Origin of the sequence: Marinobacter sp. X15-166B, from assembly GCF_001752365.1 — a bacterium.
Lineage (GTDB): Bacteria > Pseudomonadota > Gammaproteobacteria > Pseudomonadales > Oleiphilaceae > Marinobacter.
This window is the reverse complement of sequence record NZ_MEIY01000001.1, coordinates 54490-71106: the sequence shown is the minus strand read 5'-3', so window position 1 is coordinate 71106 and position 16617 is coordinate 54490. Positions and strand designations below refer to the sequence as shown.

At 58.5% G+C, this 16617-nt stretch carries 15 protein-coding genes; 6 read left to right on the top strand and 9 right to left on the bottom strand.

The features are described 5' to 3' along the window. Positions 1 to 11: 11 nt before the first annotated feature. Positions 12 to 1085 carry an extracellular solute-binding protein gene (locus BG841_RS00335; RefSeq protein ID WP_070055843.1) on the bottom strand — a complete coding sequence of 358 codons (1074 nt, stop codon included), beginning with the start codon at positions 1083 to 1085 and terminating at the stop codon, positions 12 to 14. A 202-nt stretch (positions 1086 to 1287) separates the two neighbouring features. Between BG841_RS00335 and BG841_RS00330 the strand changes: the two genes are divergently transcribed. Further along, positions 1288 to 2652 (top strand): DUF4397 domain-containing protein, encoded by a 1365-nt coding sequence (locus tag BG841_RS00330; RefSeq protein ID WP_158007582.1) that lies wholly within the window; start codon positions 1288 to 1290, stop codon positions 2650 to 2652. 43 nt (positions 2653 to 2695) lie between these two features. On the opposite strand, the gene BG841_RS00325 is transcribed toward BG841_RS00330, so the two are convergent. Further along, positions 2696 to 3463 (bottom strand): sulfite exporter TauE/SafE family protein, encoded by a 768-nt coding sequence (locus BG841_RS00325; RefSeq protein WP_070055841.1) that lies wholly within the window; start codon positions 3461 to 3463, stop codon positions 2696 to 2698. Positions 3464 to 3744: 281 nt separating this feature from the next. Here BG841_RS00325 and BG841_RS00320 point away from each other — a divergent pair, with 281 nt between their 5' ends. The 3 genes from BG841_RS00320 (at position 3745) to BG841_RS00310 (ending at position 6038) form a co-directional block, all read left to right on the top strand. Continuing rightward, a complete protein-coding gene (locus BG841_RS00320) occupies positions 3745 to 4149 on the top strand; it encodes an antitoxin Xre-like helix-turn-helix domain-containing protein (protein WP_070055840.1) in 405 nt (134 codons plus the stop codon). Further along, a complete protein-coding gene (locus tag BG841_RS00315) occupies positions 4149 to 4838 on the top strand; it encodes an RES family NAD+ phosphorylase (RefSeq protein WP_070055839.1) in 690 nt (229 codons plus the stop codon). Before BG841_RS00320 ends, BG841_RS00315 begins: the two co-directional genes overlap by 1 nt. Before the next feature lie 66 nt (positions 4839 to 4904). Next, complete coding sequence (locus BG841_RS00310) at positions 4905 to 6038, top strand: aminotransferase class V-fold PLP-dependent enzyme (RefSeq protein WP_070055838.1); 1134 nt, start codon at positions 4905 to 4907, stop codon at positions 6036 to 6038. Between the two features lie 84 nt (positions 6039 to 6122). Here the strand turns inward: BG841_RS00310 and BG841_RS00305 are convergent, their stop codons facing one another. Beyond that, positions 6123 to 7001, bottom strand: coding sequence for a LysR family transcriptional regulator (locus BG841_RS00305; RefSeq protein ID WP_070055837.1), 879 nt, complete (start codon positions 6999 to 7001; stop codon positions 6123 to 6125). A gap of 94 nt (positions 7002 to 7095) precedes the next feature. Here BG841_RS00305 and BG841_RS00300 point away from each other — a divergent pair, with 94 nt between their 5' ends. Beyond that, complete coding sequence (locus tag BG841_RS00300) at positions 7096 to 7596, top strand: lactoylglutathione lyase family protein (RefSeq protein ID WP_070055836.1); 501 nt, start codon at positions 7096 to 7098, stop codon at positions 7594 to 7596. 95 nt (positions 7597 to 7691) lie between these two features. Here the strand turns inward: BG841_RS00300 and BG841_RS00295 are convergent, their stop codons facing one another. The 5 genes from BG841_RS00295 to BG841_RS00275 form a co-directional block, all read right to left on the bottom strand. Then, complete coding sequence (locus BG841_RS00295) at positions 7692 to 8978, bottom strand: dicarboxylate/amino acid:cation symporter (RefSeq protein ID WP_070055835.1); 1287 nt, start codon at positions 8976 to 8978, stop codon at positions 7692 to 7694. Between the two features lie 65 nt (positions 8979 to 9043). Then, entirely contained in the window at positions 9044 to 10510 is a 1467-nt protein-coding gene (locus BG841_RS00290; protein WP_070055834.1) for an aspartate ammonia-lyase, read from the bottom strand. A gap of 227 nt (positions 10511 to 10737) precedes the next feature. Further along, the gene (locus BG841_RS00285) at positions 10738 to 12162 is read right to left on the bottom strand and encodes a sigma-54-dependent transcriptional regulator (RefSeq protein WP_070055833.1); all 1425 of its coding nucleotides are present in this window, start codon (positions 12160 to 12162) and stop codon (positions 10738 to 10740) included. 5 nt (positions 12163 to 12167) lie between these two features. Further along, positions 12168 to 13862: a transporter substrate-binding domain-containing protein gene (locus BG841_RS00280; RefSeq protein ID WP_083260140.1), complete on the bottom strand. Its 1695-nt coding sequence runs from the start codon at positions 13860 to 13862 to the stop codon at positions 12168 to 12170. Continuing rightward, positions 13859 to 14797: a LysR substrate-binding domain-containing protein gene (locus BG841_RS00275; RefSeq protein ID WP_070055832.1), complete on the bottom strand. Its 939-nt coding sequence runs from the start codon at positions 14795 to 14797 to the stop codon at positions 13859 to 13861. Before BG841_RS00275 ends, BG841_RS00280 begins: the two co-directional genes overlap by 4 nt. 253 nt (positions 14798 to 15050) lie before the next feature. On the opposite strand from BG841_RS00275, the gene BG841_RS00270 reads away from it, so the two are divergent. After that, the gene (locus BG841_RS00270) at positions 15051 to 15782 is read left to right on the top strand and encodes an aspartate/glutamate racemase family protein (RefSeq protein WP_083260139.1); all 732 of its coding nucleotides are present in this window, start codon (positions 15051 to 15053) and stop codon (positions 15780 to 15782) included. A 90-nt stretch (positions 15783 to 15872) separates the two neighbouring features. Here BG841_RS00270 and BG841_RS00265 read toward each other — a convergent pair whose 3' ends face one another. Then, positions 15873 to 16571: a haloacid dehalogenase type II gene (locus tag BG841_RS00265; RefSeq protein WP_070055831.1), complete on the bottom strand. Its 699-nt coding sequence runs from the start codon at positions 16569 to 16571 to the stop codon at positions 15873 to 15875. Positions 16572 to 16617 lie beyond the last annotated feature (46 nt).

Genomic DNA, 16617 nt, shown 5'->3' with positions numbered 1-16617 from the left:
CCTGACGGTACTTAGTTAGCGGCTTTGACCCGATCGAGCACCTTGCCTTCCATCTCTTCCAGGCCGGCAGGAACCGGCGGATACCAGTTAATATTGTCGAGGGCCGCTTGCGGAAAACTCTCCTTGAATTGTGTTTTCAGGGTGTCGTTGACGAATTCATCACTGCCTTGCGCGGCAGTAAAATTGCCCGCCGATTCGGTGATGCGGGCGGCGATTTCTGGTTGCATCACGAAATTGATCCACCGGTAGGCGGCGTCTTCCGCCTTGGTTTTACGGGGCAGTACAAAGGTGTCGATCCAGCCCAGCGCTCCGGATGCGGGTGCCACAAAGCGGATGTCGGGGTTTTCTGCGTTCAGCTTCCAGCCCCCGGCATCCCAGGCCATGGCTGCCGACACTTCGCCGGAGCGCACCAGATTCAGCAAGGCATCGCCGCCGGACCAGTAGGCTTTGACGTTACTTTTGCACTCGATCAGCCGGGTTTCCACCTTATCCAGAATGGCCTGGTATTGGTCGGGGTTGTCGTAGGCGGCGAACGGGTCCTCGCCGAGGGCAAACGCAAACCCGATCAGGGTCGGGCGTTTCAGGCGGTAAGACACCGAGCCTTGCAGCGAGTCGTCACACAAATCGGTGTAATCCTTGACCGTGCTTGCGGTGCTGCGGTTCACGATCAGCCCGCTGGTCCCCCAGACATGGGGCACGCCATACACCTCACCTTCGAACTCGGTGTTCTTTTGGGTGGCGGCCAGCATGGAGGGAATGATCTTGGCCGTATCGATTTTGCTCAGGTCCATGGGTTTGTAAATGTTGAAGTCGGCCTGAGCGCTGACAATGCGGTCCTGACTGGGTTGGGCCAGGTCGAAACCTGCGCCACGGGTGGCCCGCAATTTAGAAATCATGTCCTCGTTATTGGACAGGGTGATTTTGACGGTAACGCCGGTTTCTTGCTCGAACTGCTCGACGACGTCCTGCGGCGCGTAACCGCCCCAGGTGAGCAACCGGAGTGTTTCCGCCTGGGCCGAAAACGAAACCGCCGACGCCACCGCACCGATGACTGCCAGCTTCTTGAAGTAACGGAGTGATCTCATGGTGTGTCCATTCCTTGTGAGCGAAGAGAAACAAACGGGGTTATTTCATGACCTTAACTGTAGTGTGTTACCGGGAATTGACAAGGCGGCGGTACCGGGCAAAGGTGAGGTGATCGGCAACAAAATTTGTCCACCGGGAAGGCCAAAGACCCAGGCGGGGCGTATTGCTCTGTGGGCCAGTCAGGTACAGGAGGAACCCCCGATGACCCGCTACTGGAATCTGCTGTTCATACTGATGTTCGGATTGACCCTTTCGGCGTGTTCAGACGAGGACAGTGCAACGCCACTGAGAACGGTAACAGCGCAAGTGCCGCTGACGGTGTTACACGCCCTGGCAGATGCACCGGACGTGAACATCACCGCCGATGGCGCGCTGGTGCTGTCGGCACTTTCCTTCGAAACGGGTGACACCGTGTCACTGGAGGTAGGGCGGCACGAAATCGGGGTGGATGCCCGATTGCCGGATGAGCGCACCTCGACGGTGATCGGCCCGGAAAGCTTCACCCTAACGGAGAATTCCCGGTATTACGCCGCGGCGGTCGGGCGGGTGGCGGACCAGACCCAACGGTTGTTGCTGATTACCCAGGCCGATACTCAGGCTGGGGCGGGTGAGGTGCAACTGAGTGTCGGCCACCTGGCGGCGGACGCACCGGCGGTTGCGATCTACGTCACCACACCAACCGCAGATTTAAATACGGCCAGCCCGTTGGCGGTCCTGAGTTTTATGGGGGAGCTTGGCCCGGTTTCCCTGGCGGCCGGAGATTATCGTATCCGGGTAACGCCACTGGGCAGCGGCACCGTGGTGTTTGACAGTGGCACACTGGCCTTGGCCGGCGGCAAGGAAGTGTTTGTCGGAGCGGTGGATAACACCGGATTTGGCGATGCTCCCATCAGTCTGGTGGTCGTCGACGACGACCGGGTGACCGAGGTGATCGATGCTGACGCCAGGGCGGGGCTCAAGGTGGCCCATGTTGCCGCCGGGGCTGGCAATGTGGATGTGGCGGTGAACGGGGCGGTGGTGGTCGCCAATCTGGCGTTCCCCAATGTGGCGCCCGGGGCGGGTATCCGTATGGCAGATTACATCGAGCTGGACCCCGGGCAGCCCACCGTGGGGGTCCGCAGCGCGGGGAACCTGACGGACCGGGCCACCGCCAACCCGCAGCTTGCCGGTGGTGCTGGCTACACCATGCTGGCGGCCAATTCCGCCGCTCTGGAATTGTTGCTCTATGAGGACGACAACCGCAGTGTCGCCACCGGGGCCCGGTTGCGGGTAATTCACGGCGCGGCCGATGCGGGTGAGGTGGATGTGTACCTGACCCCGCAACCGGCAGCAGTGATTGGCAACACTGATCCGTTATTGACGGATGTGCCGTATCAGGCCAGTTCGGGTTATCTGGATGTGGCGGCCGGGCGTTACAACGTCTTTGTTACCGTGGCCGGCAGCGGCACCGTAGCGCTTGGCCCGGTCGCCGTTAATCTGCTCGCGGGTGGGGTGTATACCCTGGTCGCCAGAGAGGCCAGTGGCGGCGGCGTGTCGGTCACGATACTGGGGGATGCCGGGTTGTAGTGCGGAGCCGGGCGATCGGTAGGTGCCGGCTCGGCTATGGGGGTTACACCAGCAGGCCCGTGAGGGCGGCGAGGGCCACCAGTAACAGGGTCAGGTTGCGGAACAAGTGGGCCGGTGCCAGCCTGAACAACCGGCCCCCCAACCAGCCGCCGGCGATCATGGGGATCAGCGAGACAGCGGTCAGCACCAGCCAGTCGTAATGAATTTGCTGGCTCCACAGGCCGTAGCCCGCCACCAATACGATATCGATGAGCAAGAAATAGATGATCAGGGTGGCGCGGATGATCTGGGGCGGTAAATTCTTTTTAAGCAACAACATGACCGCCGGCGGCCCGGTCATGCCGCTGATGCTGCCGAACAGCCCGGAGGCGCCGCCCGCCAGGTAGGTCAGCGGGTTCCCTGCAGGGCGCACTTGCCCGCCCCCGGATTGTTGAAACAGCATGAGGGGAATAAACGCAAGCACGATGCACGCGACCAGGGTTTTCAGCAGATCGACCGGCAACAGGGCGACCACACCGAGGCCCACCGCTCCGCCGATGATTGCCCCCGCCAGCAACCGCCAAACGGTCCGGTAGAGCGCCACCTTCACCGAACTCGCCAGCAGGGGCAGGGAGATCAAAACTTCCAGTATAAGAACCACCGGCACCGCGAACGCCGGCCCGAAGATGCTGGCGTAGACCGGCGCCATGATCATGGCGGATCCGAACCCGGAAAACCCCCGGGCGGTGCCCGCCACAAACGCGGTGATCAAAATCAGCCAGGCTTCCGGCGCGGACAAGGCAAGGGACTGCCAGAGTTCAAGCAGGCTCATGGTTGTGCGACCGTCAGCAGGGGTGGCAGGAACGTTGATGCGCTGTTATCGGGTTTCAAACTGGGTATTCCATCCGGGTCCTTGTTTTTGGGCGGAAAGCATAATAGTACAGAGCCGCGCCCGAAGGTATCCGTATTGGTCCAGAGCGCAACCGGGTTGGCGCCGGGTGGCATCGCGCGCGCATCGAACGGCTGGTCTATGATTGGACTAAATACATGGTTGGGTCTATATTGAGTCTGAGGGTGTCTGGTAATACGCACCCGCCCAGAACAGGAGGACCGATGACTTCGATCGTGGAAGCCCAAACACCCAGTGATGCCCGCCGGATGGGCATTACCGGTCTGCGCACGGCACTCAACATTCTGGATAAATGGGGGTGCACCGCGGATCAGGCGCAGGCGATTCTGAGGTTGCCGAAGGCCACCTATTACAAGTACCGCAACAATCCGGACACCGCACGCCTGGACAAAGACCAGCTGACCCGCATCAGTTACCTGCTGAACATGCATCAGGCGCTGCGGATCGTCTTTGAGAACCCGGAAAACGTCTACGGGTTTATGAGCAAACGGAACCACAACCCCTTTTTCCATGGCCGCACACCCCTGGAGGTCATCGCCAGCGGCGACTTCGGTGCACTGTACGAAACCTTTAAAAGGATCGATACGATGCGTGGCGGACTGTGGTGATGGCGGCCGCACCGCCGTCGATCCGGCTGCCAAAGACCAAGGGTTACCGGCTGATCAACTCGAAACTGCCGACGATCGACATTTTCAGCGATGTGGCCACCCCGGAGGAATTTGAGGATTTGTACGCCTTGCAGGCCCTGACCAACCCGCGGCTGGTGCAGGGAGTCGGCAATCTGAACTATATTGATCTGAACGAGATTCCCTGGGGAATACCGGGCTGTCACTACGCCGCTGCCAGCTTTACCCATGTGTCGCCCGATGGCAGTCGGTTCAGCAACGGGGCCTACGGCATGCTCTACATCGCCGATACCATGGACACGGCGGTCGCGGAGGTCGAATACCACCAGGTCAGTTATCTGGGGAAGGTGGAAGGTCTGAAATTCGACCGTCTGGTGTTCCGCGGGCTGGCCTGCAGTTTTGGTGGGGAGTTTATTCATGACGCCACCACACTTCCGGTCAGTCACGCCATTTACCACCCGACTGATTACACCGCCTCGCGGGCGTTGGGCGGCCAGCTCCGCGCGGACGGATCGGAAGGCCTGCAGTATTGGTCGGTGCGTAACCCCGGAGCCACCTGTTGGGGATTATTCACACCCAAAAACGTGCAGTCGGTGGTGCAGACCGCACATTACGAATTCATTCTGCGTGAGGGGGGAATCGTTGATAAACGCAAGGTGACGGCTGTTTGATTACCTTTGATGCCCGTGCAAACAATGGGTCATCGACCACACTTCAGACACAGGAAAATGCTCGATATGTCCAAACTTTACCCCAAGGTAGACCCGGAAGGCCTGCTTGAGTATTCCGTGGTCTTCAATGACCGCTCCCTGAACCACATGTCGGCACCGTTTCAGCAGGTGATGCGCGATATTTCCGCCACCTTGCGCCGTGCCTACAACGCCGACGGCACCGCAGTGGTGCCCGGCGGCGGCTCCTACGGGATGGAGGCCGTCGCCCGTCAGTTTGCCAATGACGAACGGTGCCTGATCCTGCGTAATGGCTGGTTCAGTTACCGCTGGAGCCAGATTCTGGAGGTGGGCCAGATTGCCGGGGCGACCACGGTGCTGAAGGCCCGTGCCGAAAGCAGCGACCCCCAGGCGGCCTTTGCCCCGGTACCGGCCGACGAAGTGGCGCAACGCATCCGCGAGGAACAACCGGCGGTGGTGTTCGCGCCCCACGTAGAAACTGCGGCAGGGCTGCGTTTGCCCGATACCTATCTGAAAACCGTCGCCGATGCGGTGCACGAGGTGGGCGGTCTGTTTGTGCTGGACTGCGTGGCCTCGGGCAACCTGTGGGTGGATATGAAAGCCTGCGGTGTCGATGTGTTGATCAGCGCGCCCCAGAAAGGCTGGAGCGCGTCGCCCTGTGCCGCCCTGATCGGCTTCAGTGAACGGGCCTTGGTACGGCTGCAGCAGACCACCAGCAGCAGCTTTGCCATCGACCTGAAACGCTGGTACCAGATCATGCAGGCCTACGAAGATGGCAGCCACAGCTACCACGCCACCATGCCCACGGAAAGTCTGGTGATCTTGCGCAATGCCATGGAAGCCACCGAGAAGGTGGGCTTCGCAACCCTGCACCAGCGCCAGGAAGAACTGGGTGACAAGGTGCGGGCGCTGTTCACCGAACACGGGTTTAAAAGTGTTGCTGCGCAGGGGTATGAAGCCGCCGGCGTGGTGGTCTTCCACACCACCAACCCCCGCTTGCACGACACCAGTGCGTTTCGGGAACAGGGTCTGCAAATTGCCTCCGGGGTACCACTGATGTGCGACGAGTCGGAGCAGTTTCGCACCTTCCGGCTGGGGCTGTTCGGGCTGGACAAGCTCAACAATGTGGATCAAACCGTGGCACGGCTGCGTACCGCCTTACAGGCGATCGTGCCCTCCTGAAAGAGCCAGGCTGACAGCAGCACCTGATTACCGAGGTCAGCGTATTCAGGTGTTGGTGCTCTGCGGGCTGGCGAATGTCGGCGCTCAGTTGGCGCGGAGCCACTTCCGCGCTTCCGTGATCACCGTATTCGTCCTGTTCTGCACCGGTTTGTCCCGTCGCAGAGCAAGATAAAGCGTTTCACTGACGGGGACGGAAAGGGGGTGGGTGCTGATACGTTCCGGTTTCGGGAACGCCTCAACCGCATGGGCCGGTAAGACCGTAAAGCCCAGCCCCCTGCTCACGGGCTCCAGAATCAGGCTGATCTGGTTGGAGAACCCCTTCTTTTCAAACAGGTTGCTGTGCTGAAACTCAGGGTAGTTGGCGCCAAGCAGCAAGCTTGCGTGATGGGCACCGTCAGGGTGATCGATAAACCCGAGCTTCATCAACACGTCCCAGTCTGGCTGCGTAACCGCCGCCGGGGTAACCAGCAGGAGCGATTCCGTGGCAATAGGCTGGCAGCTGACTTCCTCCAGCGCCGAGGCACTGGTCATCAAGCCGATATCGATAGCATAGTCGGCGATAGCGCGCTCGACACCGTTATTGGGCGCAAACCGGTAATCAATCACCAGCTTGGGGTGCTGTTGTTGCAGTGCCAGCAGATGGGGGTAGAGTTTCATGCCCACACTCCCGGGGGACATCACCCGTACTAATCCCTCGTAGGCGGGATCCTCCACCACCCGCAACTCCAAGCCCGACAGCGCCATTATAATGCCCCGCGCTTCTTGGTAGAGGCGCTCGCCCGGGTCCGTCAGTGTGAATTGTTTCCCCTGGCGGATGAGCAGGCCAGTGCCCAGCCGCTCTTCGAGTTTGCGAATGTGCTGGCTGACACCGGACTGGGTCATGTGCAGCCGTTCGGCGGTACGCGTGAAATGGCCGACTTCAACCAGGGTGCAGAAACTGCGGAGCCAGGTGGCATTTATCATAACGATTCATACTTATATTGATGAGGAATGATAATTTTACGTAATCGCTCGGTGTTTGTAACCTGCTTCCAGATTCAACACAGGAGAGCCAACAATGAGCAGCGTCTATCCGCGCAATTTTTCCCACATCGGTATTTCAGTTCCCGATCTGGAAGCGGCCGTTCAGTTTTATACCGAGGTGATGGGCTGGTATTTGATCATGCAGCCGACTGACGTCGTTGAGGACGACAGCCCGATTGGTGAGATGTGCACAGAGGTCTTTGGCAAGGGCTGGGGCAGTTTCCGCATTGCGCATCTGTCCACCGGTGACCGGGTTGGCGTGGAGTTGTTCCAGTTCAACAACCAGACGAACCCGGAAGACAACTTCGAATACTGGAAAACGGGCATTTTCCACTTTTGCGTGCAGGACCCTAACGTGGAAGAGCTGGCCGAGCGTATTGTTGCCGCCGGTGGTAAAAAACGCATGGCGAAGCCGCGTTACTACTACCCGGGTGAAAAGCCCTACCGCATGATTTATATGGAAGATCCGTTTGGCAATATTCTGGAGATCTACAGCCACAGCTACGAGCTGATTTACAGCGAAGGTGCTTACTGACGCTCGTCGACCTGACCGAGGAAGCCAGGATTGAGGTGTCGGCAGTGAAAAAAAAGCCCCGCAGTGCGGGGCTTTTGGGTTCGGTTGCCGTTAGGTTAAGCGGTGGCAAGATCAGATTCGGGTTTGGTCTCCGAGCGGTTGTAGACCGAGTCATCCAGTTCCTTTTCACTCTTGGCCACCAGCGTCGTGACCATCAGGTCACCGCAGACGTTGACAGTGGTGCGAGCCATATCAAGGATGCGGTCGATACCCGCCACGATCGCCAGACCTTCGATCGGCAAACCCACGGAGGTGAGTACCAGCGAGAGCATGATCAGGCCGGCGCCGGGCACACCGGCGGTACCAATGGAGGCCAGGGTAGAGGTCATGATGATCAAAATGTAATCGGAGAACACCAGATCAATGCCGAAGGCCTGGGCGATAAACAGAGCGCAAACGCCCTGATACAGTGCAGTGCCATCCATGTTGATGGTGGCGCCGAGCGGCAGCACGAAGCTGGAAACGCCTTCGGAGGCGCCCATTTCCTGACGCGCTGCCTTCATGGAGGCAGGCAAAGTGCCCGAACTGCTGGTCGTGGTAAAGGCGACGGCCGCCGGGTTAACCAGGCCTTTCAAGTAGCGAACGGGATTCAGACGTCCCAGAACGCTGATCAGACCGGTGTAGAACACCAGCACATGCACCAGACAACCGACATAGACGACGGTGATCACCTTGCCCAGTGGCAGCAGGATCTCCAGACCGTAGGTTCCGGCGACCCAGGCCATCAGCCCAAACACGCCGTAAGGGGCAAGTTTCATGACCATTTCGGTCAGCTTGTACATGGCTTCGGCCAGGCTTTCGAACAGACCCATCACAGGTTTGGCTTTGTCACCGCACAGGGTCAAGGCAATGCCTAAACTCAGAGCAAAGACAATGATCTGCAGGATATTTCCAGCCGCAAGCGCGCCAACCGGGTTTGTGGGTATCATATTGAGAAGGGTTGCGATCAGGGTCGGTGCCTCTTTACCCGCAGCGGCGGTATCACCGGCAACCATATTGAGCCCTTCGCCGGGGGTAAACAGGGTGGCCAGACCCAGGCCAATGCTGATCGCCACCGCGGTGGTTGCCAGGTAAAGGACCACCGATTTAAGGGCGATACGTCCCATTTTGCGGGTGTCCTGCATGGAGGTCACACCGACCACCAGCGAGCAGAATACCAGTGGCACAATCAGCATTTTTATGGCGTTGATAAAGAGCGTGCCAAGCGGTTTGAGTATGGCCGCATTGGGGCCCATGATGACGCCGGCGGCAATGCCCAGAACCATACCGATAAGGATTTTTTTCCAAAGCGAGAGTCCGCTCCAGAAGCCAGTCTGATCTTGATTTACCATTGTCTGTTGCATGGGGGTTTCCTGATTATCGTTGTTGTTAAGAGGCTCGTAACCGAGCGCTGGACATCAGTTTTTATTTAACGGGTGGGTTTAGGGCGGCGACCGGGCTGCCAATCCCTGCGACGCTGGGGGCGAATCATATTGTCAGGTTTGAGGACCTCGTTCAGGGCTTCCTTGCTCATCAAATCCTCCTCACGAATAAGTTCCAGCACCCCTCGGCCACTCTCCAGTGCGGCCTTGGCGATGCGGGTGGCGTTTTCGTAACCGATATAGGGTACGACGGCGGTGATGATGCCAATGCTTTGATTGACCGAATCCTGGCATCGCGCTGCGTTGGCGGTGATGCCGCGAACGCAGCGCGTGGATAACATATCCATTGCCTGAGTCAGCATGCGCATGGATTCCAGAATGTTGAAGGCAATCAGTGGCTCCATGGCGTTCAGCTGGAGCTGGCCGGCTTCGGCACCCAGGGTCAGTGCCAGATCGTTGCCGATGACCTGGTAGGCCACCTGATTCATGGCTTCCGGGATCACCGGGTTGATCTTGCCCGGCATAATGGAGCTGCCCGGCTGTTGCGCCGGCAGATTGATCTCGGCGAGACCACAACGTGGCCCCATGCTGAGCAATCTGAGGTCGTTGGAGATTTTGGAGAGCTTGATCGCCAACCGCTTGAGCATGCTGGAGAACAACACGAAGGCACCCATGTCGGAGCTGGCTTCCACCAGATCGGACGCACATTGGAACTGGATGCCGCTGAGCTTGGACAGATAACCCACCGCTCGCTGCTGGTATTCGGGGGCGGTATTGATGCCGGTGCCAATCGCCGTGCCGCCAAGATTGACCTCTTTGAGTAACTCGGACAGGTCGGCAATGCGTTCGATGTCTTCCCCGAGCGTGGTGGCAAACGATTGGAATTCTTGCCCCAGAGTCATGGGTACCGCGTCTTGTAACTGGGTGCGTCCCATCTTGATGATGTCGGCGAACTCTGCTCCCTTTGCTGCAAACGCATCCCGCAGGGAGGCCAGTGCATTGACCAGGTCACCGTGTTTCAGCAGGATGGCCAGGCGCACCGCAGTGGGGTAGGCGTCGTTGGTCGATTGCGACATGTTCACGTCGTTGTTTGGGTGCAAGTGGGCGTACTCGCCTTTGGCGTGGCCGAGCTGCTCCAGAGCGAGATTGGCGATCACCTCGTTGGCATTCATGTTGGTGGAAGTGCCGGCCCCACCCTGAATCATGTCGACGATGAATTGCTCGTGATGTTGACCCTGGAGGATGGTGTTGACGGCGCCTTCGATGGCGTCGGTTTTGGTGTCATCCAACAATCCGAGGCTTCGGTTGGCTTTGGCGCAAGCCAGTTTGACCAAGGCAATGGCCTGCACCAACTGGGGGAAGTGGTGCAAGGGAATGCCACTGAGGTCAAAGTTATCCCGTGCCCGCTGGGTTTGAACGCCATAATACGCATCGTTCGGTAGCCAGGCTTCGCCCAGCAAATCCTGCTCACGTCGGTTTTCGTGCTGGCGGCCAATCGGTGCGGTGTCACCCATGACGATTTCCTCAGTTTTTATTATTTGTAGTGAGGAATACTGCAATGAGGATGCCAAGGTTTTGTTTTATCGTAATGCTATGTTTTAAGGCATGTTTTTATTAGGATGAGTTGTTCGGCTGATATAAAGGGGTATAACCAGAGGAATAGATTATTTCGATCATGCGCGTAACTCATTAATAATAAACTGCTTTATGCGCATGACCTTGGTTATGAGACGGGTTGTGGTTATAGGGGTTCGGGGCTGTCTTTTTTCTTCAGCCGTTTACTCAGTGCCGGTTGCGAAATGCCGAGCAGCCGGGAGGCCAGGGATTGATTTCCCTGGGCGCGCTCCATGGCCGCCTCGACCAGGAGTTCGCCCACCTCCTGCAGCGTAGGAAGCGGTTGATCCGGGCTGAACAGGCATTCCTTGGCGGCGTGGGTGTCCGGCTTATCAAGAACGGCCTGCTGGTCCAGAGCCCGGCGGAACACCTCCATTGACAGCATTCGCGACCGATGCTGACTCATGGCGTCGTAAGCCAGCGCCCGCAGCTCGCGCACATTGCCGGGGAAATCATAGTTGGCCAGTAAGACCGGGAGTTGTTTGGGAATGGTGGGTTTGCATTTGCCGAGGTCATGGGCGGCTTCGGCCAGGAAGTGTTCCAGCAGCAGGGGGATGTCATCCTTGCGCCGACGCAACGGCGGGATCTCTACCTGGTGGACCCGTAACCGGTAATAAAGGTCTTTGCGGAATTCACCAGTCTGTTGCTTTTTTCCCAGATCCTGATGGGTCGCGACCACGACACGGGCCTTGATTCGCTTGGGCCGGTCGCTGCCCAGCGGGTAGTATTCGCCTTCCTGCAGAAGGCGCAGCAGCTTGACCTGGGACGCCAGGCTCAGGTCCCCGATCTCGTCCAGAAACAGGGTGCCACCGGCGGCTTGTTCGATCATTCCGGCACGGACCTGATCGGCGCCGGTAAAGGCACCGCGATGGTGACCGAACAGGGTGTCGGCGAAAACGTTGTCATCCAGCCCTGCGACGTTCACGCTGACCAGTGGCCCGGCCCGATTACTCAAGGCATGGATTGCGTGGGCTATTTGCTCCTTGCCGACCCCGCTTTCTCCACTGATTAACACCGGCTGGCTGCTCGCGGCTACCGATTCCAGATACAAAAACACCGAGCGCATCCCTTTGTTCTGGGTGATGATGCTGGCGAACACCTCGGGTCTTTCCAGGGTGTCAGTGAGGAAACGCCAGCGCATTTCCTGATTTTCCAGGCGGATTTCCTGCAATCGGATCGCCCGCCTGACCCCTTCGATGAGGCGCTCCTCTTCAGTGGTTTTGATGTAGTAGTCGTAGGCACCAAGGCGAATGCAGTGAACCGCTGTTTCCAGCTGATTCAAGCCACTGATGATGATCACGCCAATCTCTGGGTAGTTTTCGGTGATCTGTTGCAGCAATTCCTCACCGCTCAGGTGCGGCATGGTCAGGTCCAGCAATACCAGTCCGATCGGCTCCCGTGCGATAATGCCCATTGCCTCGCGACTGTCCTGGCAGCGATAGATGTGATTGATACCCCCGCGGCGTTCCAGCACGATACTGAGGCTGCGCAGAAACGAAGCTTCATCGTCTACCAATAAGACGCCAAAGCTGGGATAGCGATTGTTGCTCATAGCGATTACATTCCAGTGACTGCGGCTAAAGTGAGGGTGGCGCAGGTGCCCAGGCCAAGTACCGAGTTGTAGGCCAGAGAGCCACCGTGCTCCTGAATAATGCTGTCCGATACCGACAGACCCAGACCGGTGCCACCCTGCTCGCGCTTGGTGGTGAAAAAAGGGTCGATCAGTCGCGGCAGGTTCGCCGGATCGATACCGCAGCCCTGATCGTGAACTTCGAGACGCAGTTCGCCACTGGCGGATCGATAGCGGGTCTTTACAGTAATGCCACGATCGCTGGAGTCCAAAGCTTGGCAGGCGTTGACAATCAGATTGATCACCACCTGCTCAATCCGCTGGGCATTGCCCTTGAAACCGGGCAGGGATGCACCATAACTGACCTCAAAATGATCGGTGGACTGGCGAATCGTGTTGTGCACCATCCGTATTGCGGTCGCAACGACCTGGTTCAGGTCGATGGTTTCGGTCAAGTCGGCGGAACCTTGGCGGGAGAAACTTCGCAGGTCATCGACGATCCGGCGAATGCGTTGCGCACCGGCCAACATGTCGTCCAGCATGTGCGGAATCTCCGTGCGCATACGGCTGTAGTCCAGCCCGCCCATCGGAAAATCGCCATGGGCCTGGTAGTGGTTGGCCAATATCTCCTCGACATCCAAATAGGCCTCTTTCAAGACCGGGAGATTGAGCAACAACAAACTGCTGGGGTTATTGATCTCGTGGGCGACCCCGGAGACCACAATCCCCAGTGAAGCCATCTTGTCGGCTTGAATCAATTGGTGTTGTTGCAGTTTCAGCTCTTCGGTGCGACGGCTGACCTGGCGGGTCAGGATTCGGTTCCAGGTAACTATGGCGCTCAGTATCAGCAGCAACAGCACCGAGACCAGGGCGGCGCTCTTGCCAATTTTTTTCCACGGCCAGCCCGGGCTTTCCAGGGGGCCGAGCCAGCGATCGTAAATAGCCTGTTGGCGACCGGTGTTTTTGAGGATGGCCAGGCCTTCACTGAACTGCGCCAGCAGCTCCTCATTGCCCTTGATCACTGCGTAACCGTAATGTTGTGCGCCGAAGGGCTTGCCCACAGGGACGATGTTGGACAGTTCCAGTTCGCGTTCCAGATACAGGCCGGGAAGATTGGCGACCAGGGCGTAATCGTGTTTTCCCGACGCCAGCAGTCGCAGGGCATCGGCGTGCGTATCCACCAGTATCAAATGCGCCCGGACATCGTTCTCAAGCAGGTAGTCGTGCATGATGCCGCCACGCTGCACAATCACTTCACGGTTTCTGAGCTTGGACAGGTGGGATACCGAGGGTTCGCCTTCGCGGGCAAAGATGGACTGATGGATAATGGCGTGGGGTGGCGAGAAGGTGAATTTTTGCGCCCGCTCTTCCGAGAATACCATGCCTTGCAGGGTATCCAGTTCGCCCTTCTCCAACTGTTTGCGCAAGTCGTCCCAACGACCCAGACGGATCTCTATTTTCATGCCCATCAGTTCGGCAATGCCCCGGGTCAGTTCGGTGTTGTAGCCGTCGGGCTCGCCGTCTTCATTGAGAAATTCATAGGGCGGGTAGTTGTGATCGCCGCCAATGAAAATCACGCCGTCGTGACTGGAGGCGCGGACCCCGGATACCGTCGTGGCCAGCAGGCAGAAGGTGCCGGCGCAGATAAGCAGCCACAGTTGCCGGTGGCCCCGGCACCTCATGATTCGAACCCATCGGACGCGGGCAGCGGCGTGGAGGCACTGTAGCGGGCGTGGAGAAACTGCCACAGCGCTTCGGCGTCTTCAGGCAGCGGACGGTTGCAGCGATAAAGACAAATCTGCAGTGGTGATCGCCATTGGGATCCGCCACAGGGTACGAGGAACCCTTGCCTCAACTCCTCACGAATGGCAAACGAGGGTACCCACGCGACCCCCATACCCTGCATCGCCAATACTTTCAGACTATCTGCCAGCGGAGACTCAGAGGCCTGCCGCAGCTCAATCGAGCGGGGAAGGTGGCACAGCAGCCGCTCCACACAGCGGCCCAGATAGATCTCTCTGGGGTAGCTGAGGTACGGCAATACTGCCTGCCGGTCATCATCCAGATTGAACAGCGGTTGGCCCGCGTCGTCGGCCTGGCACACGGGAATCAACTCTTCGGTTTGCAGATCCAGTTTACGAAAATGATCCGGGGTAAGGGTGTGGTCCTCGAAAGCCAGTAAGAAGTCACAGATGCCGTTTTTCAGGGCCTGTACGCTGTCGTCGACGTTGGCCACCAGTTGCCGGGTACGTACCCCGCCCAGTTCCCCTTGCAGTGAGTGCAGGAAAGCAGGGAACAGGGACATGGACAGGGTGTGGGAGACAGCAAAGTCGATAACACTCTTCCCGCGTCGCTTCAGGGAGCGCAGATGGGCGATGCTGTCGTCCAGTTGGGCTACCAGATTTCGGGCGGTGATCTGGAACAGGCGGCCTTCAGCGGTCAGTTGCACGGGTACGCTGGTGCGGTCGACCAGTTCGCAGCCCACTGCAGTCTCCAGTGCTCTGATCCGCCGACTGAAAGCCGGTTGGGTTACGTGACGCTCGGTGGCCGATCGGGAGAAACTTTGGGTTTGGGTAAGCGACAAAAAATCGTCCAGCCACTTGGTTTCTATATTCATGCCCCGCGACTCCCAGGTTGGCCCGGTTTTTGTTATTGGTTGAAATCGCCATGCTCGAATTGCTCTGTCGATGACCCGGCACTTGCGCTAGCTTAGCCTAGCCCAAAGCATTTGTGGTTATCAAACTCATCTAGTTGATTATAAGTTGGAATTTTTTCACCTATGCGGCAAGCGCATAGGCGGTGATGAAACGGCATTGGCGCTTGCCGATGACCAGGATTAAGGTCCCTCTACCAGGTAGGGAGAATCCTTAATGAGTCCAGTGATCGGTATACTCGGTGGGATGGGGCCTTTGGCCACCGTCGATTTTGTCACCAAAATAATCCACCAGACCCCGGCCGCCAGGGATCAGGATCACTTGCCGCTACTGGTGCACTCGGTTCCCCAGATACCTGACAGGTCAGCTTCCCTGATCGACAACCAGCCATCGCCATTAGGTGCCTTGCTGAGGGGGGTGCGCACCTTGGTTAACGCTGGCGTGGGGTGTATCGCCATGCCCTGTAACACCGCACACCACTGGCACGAGGCGCTGGCGGAGGTGAGTCCGGTGCCGGTGTTACACATAGCTCGTTGCTGTTCGCAAACGCTCGTTCGGCAAGGGGTGACTTCGGCGGGGTTGCTGGCAACCAGTGGCACTCTGAAGTCCGGCTTCTACCCCCGTGAGCTTGGTGCTTGGGGTATTCACCTCAACGTACCGGACCCTGAGTTGCAGCAGCGAGTGATGGCAGCGATCTATATGGTAAAAGCCGGCAAAGTCACGGCCGGCGCTCGTCAACTGGAGCATTGCGTCCACGTGATGTTGCAAGCGGGTAGTGAGCGGATCATCCTCGGGTGTACCGAGATCCCATTTGCCCTGGCTGAGATTGGTTCCGGGTACAGCGAATATTGTGTAGATGCGACGCACGAGTTGGCCGCAGCCTGCGTGCAGTGGTACGGATTGCAGCGCAACAATGCACGCTACTCAGGCGCATCAGTTTGCCCTTGACGCTCCAGTCAGTCGGCACCCAGCCGCGTTGGCAGCATGGGCACTGCCCGTGAGCGCCGGGATGCGGACCGGTCAGGTGAACCCATGTGATCAGCAGGTTTGGCGTTGCCGGATAATCTGCTCGGCCAGGGTGGTCAGGTCTGATGCGACCAGATCCGGCAGCGGTACGCCAGGCGCTGGCAGAACGGCGTTGTGGGGCCGGGTGAGAAACGCCCCACGGCAACCAGCGGCCTGGGCACCGATGGTGTCCCAGAGGTGACAGGCGACGAGGCACAGGTCTGAGGTATCCACGGACAACTCCCGGGCGACCAGACGATAGGTTTCCGGCGCCGGTTTGAACTTGCCGGCTGTCTCGACACTGAAGCTGCGCTCGAAAAAATGGCTCACCCCCGCTTTTTCCAGTGGGGTAGGCGAAGCGCCGCTGGGCGAGTTGGTCAGTGTCACCAAGCGGAACCCGGCGTCGCGCAGCCGGGTGAGCGCCGGCAGGACATCGGGGTGGGCCGGCATGGACCCCATCCGCTCCTTCAGTTCTGCAAGGTCGCTATCCGCCAGGGGCACCTGATGTATGGTGGCAACCATTTGCAGTGATCCCACGCCCAATTCACCAAAGGGTGTATAGAGGCCCGATAGAGTCATTGTTTGCGAATAGAGGACCAGCTGGGCGAACCATTCCCGTAACACGCCGTGATCACCAAAAACGCGAGCAAACAAAGGTTCCAGAGTGGTGATATCGAGCAGCGTTTCGTTAACGTCAAACACAATAACAGACGGAAATGTTTCCTGGGACATGGGAGAACCCTCATAGTGATCTTGGCTGACTGTAGCTGTACTTGAG

Bases quoted from the DNA above. Each gene is read 5' to 3' on its own strand.
- BG841_RS00320 (WP_070055840.1), top strand. From the start codon at position 3,745: ATGACTTCGATCGTGGAAGCCCAAACACCCAGTGATGCCCGCCGGATG.
- BG841_RS00310 (WP_070055838.1), top strand. From the start codon at position 4,905: ATGTCCAAACTTTACCCCAAGGTAGACCCGGAAGGCCTGCTTGAGTAT.
- BG841_RS00280 (WP_083260140.1), bottom strand. From the start codon at position 13,862: ATGAGGTGCCGGGGCCACCGGCAACTGTGGCTGCTTATCTGCGCCGGC.
- BG841_RS00325 (WP_070055841.1), bottom strand. From the start codon at position 3,463: ATGAGCCTGCTTGAACTCTGGCAGTCCCTTGCCTTGTCCGCGCCGGAA.
- BG841_RS00295 (WP_070055835.1), bottom strand. From the start codon at position 8,978: ATGCAACAGACAATGGTAAATCAAGATCAGACTGGCTTCTGGAGCGGA.
- BG841_RS00335 (WP_070055843.1), bottom strand. From the start codon at position 1,085: ATGAGATCACTCCGTTACTTCAAGAAGCTGGCAGTCATCGGTGCGGTG.
- BG841_RS00285 (WP_070055833.1), bottom strand. From the start codon at position 12,162: ATGAGCAACAATCGCTATCCCAGCTTTGGCGTCTTATTGGTAGACGAT.
- BG841_RS00315 (WP_070055839.1), top strand. From the start codon at position 4,149: ATGGCGGCCGCACCGCCGTCGATCCGGCTGCCAAAGACCAAGGGTTAC.
- BG841_RS00330 (WP_158007582.1), top strand. From the start codon at position 1,288: ATGACCCGCTACTGGAATCTGCTGTTCATACTGATGTTCGGATTGACC.
- BG841_RS00265 (WP_070055831.1), bottom strand. From the start codon at position 16,571: ATGTCCCAGGAAACATTTCCGTCTGTTATTGTGTTTGACGTTAACGAA.
- BG841_RS00290 (WP_070055834.1), bottom strand. From the start codon at position 10,510: ATGGGTGACACCGCACCGATTGGCCGCCAGCACGAAAACCGACGTGAG.
- BG841_RS00275 (WP_070055832.1), bottom strand. From the start codon at position 14,797: ATGAATATAGAAACCAAGTGGCTGGACGATTTTTTGTCGCTTACCCAA.
- BG841_RS00305 (WP_070055837.1), bottom strand. From the start codon at position 7,001: ATGATAAATGCCACCTGGCTCCGCAGTTTCTGCACCCTGGTTGAAGTC.
- BG841_RS00270 (WP_083260139.1), top strand. From the start codon at position 15,051: ATGAGTCCAGTGATCGGTATACTCGGTGGGATGGGGCCTTTGGCCACC.
- BG841_RS00300 (WP_070055836.1), top strand. From the start codon at position 7,096: ATGAGCAGCGTCTATCCGCGCAATTTTTCCCACATCGGTATTTCAGTT.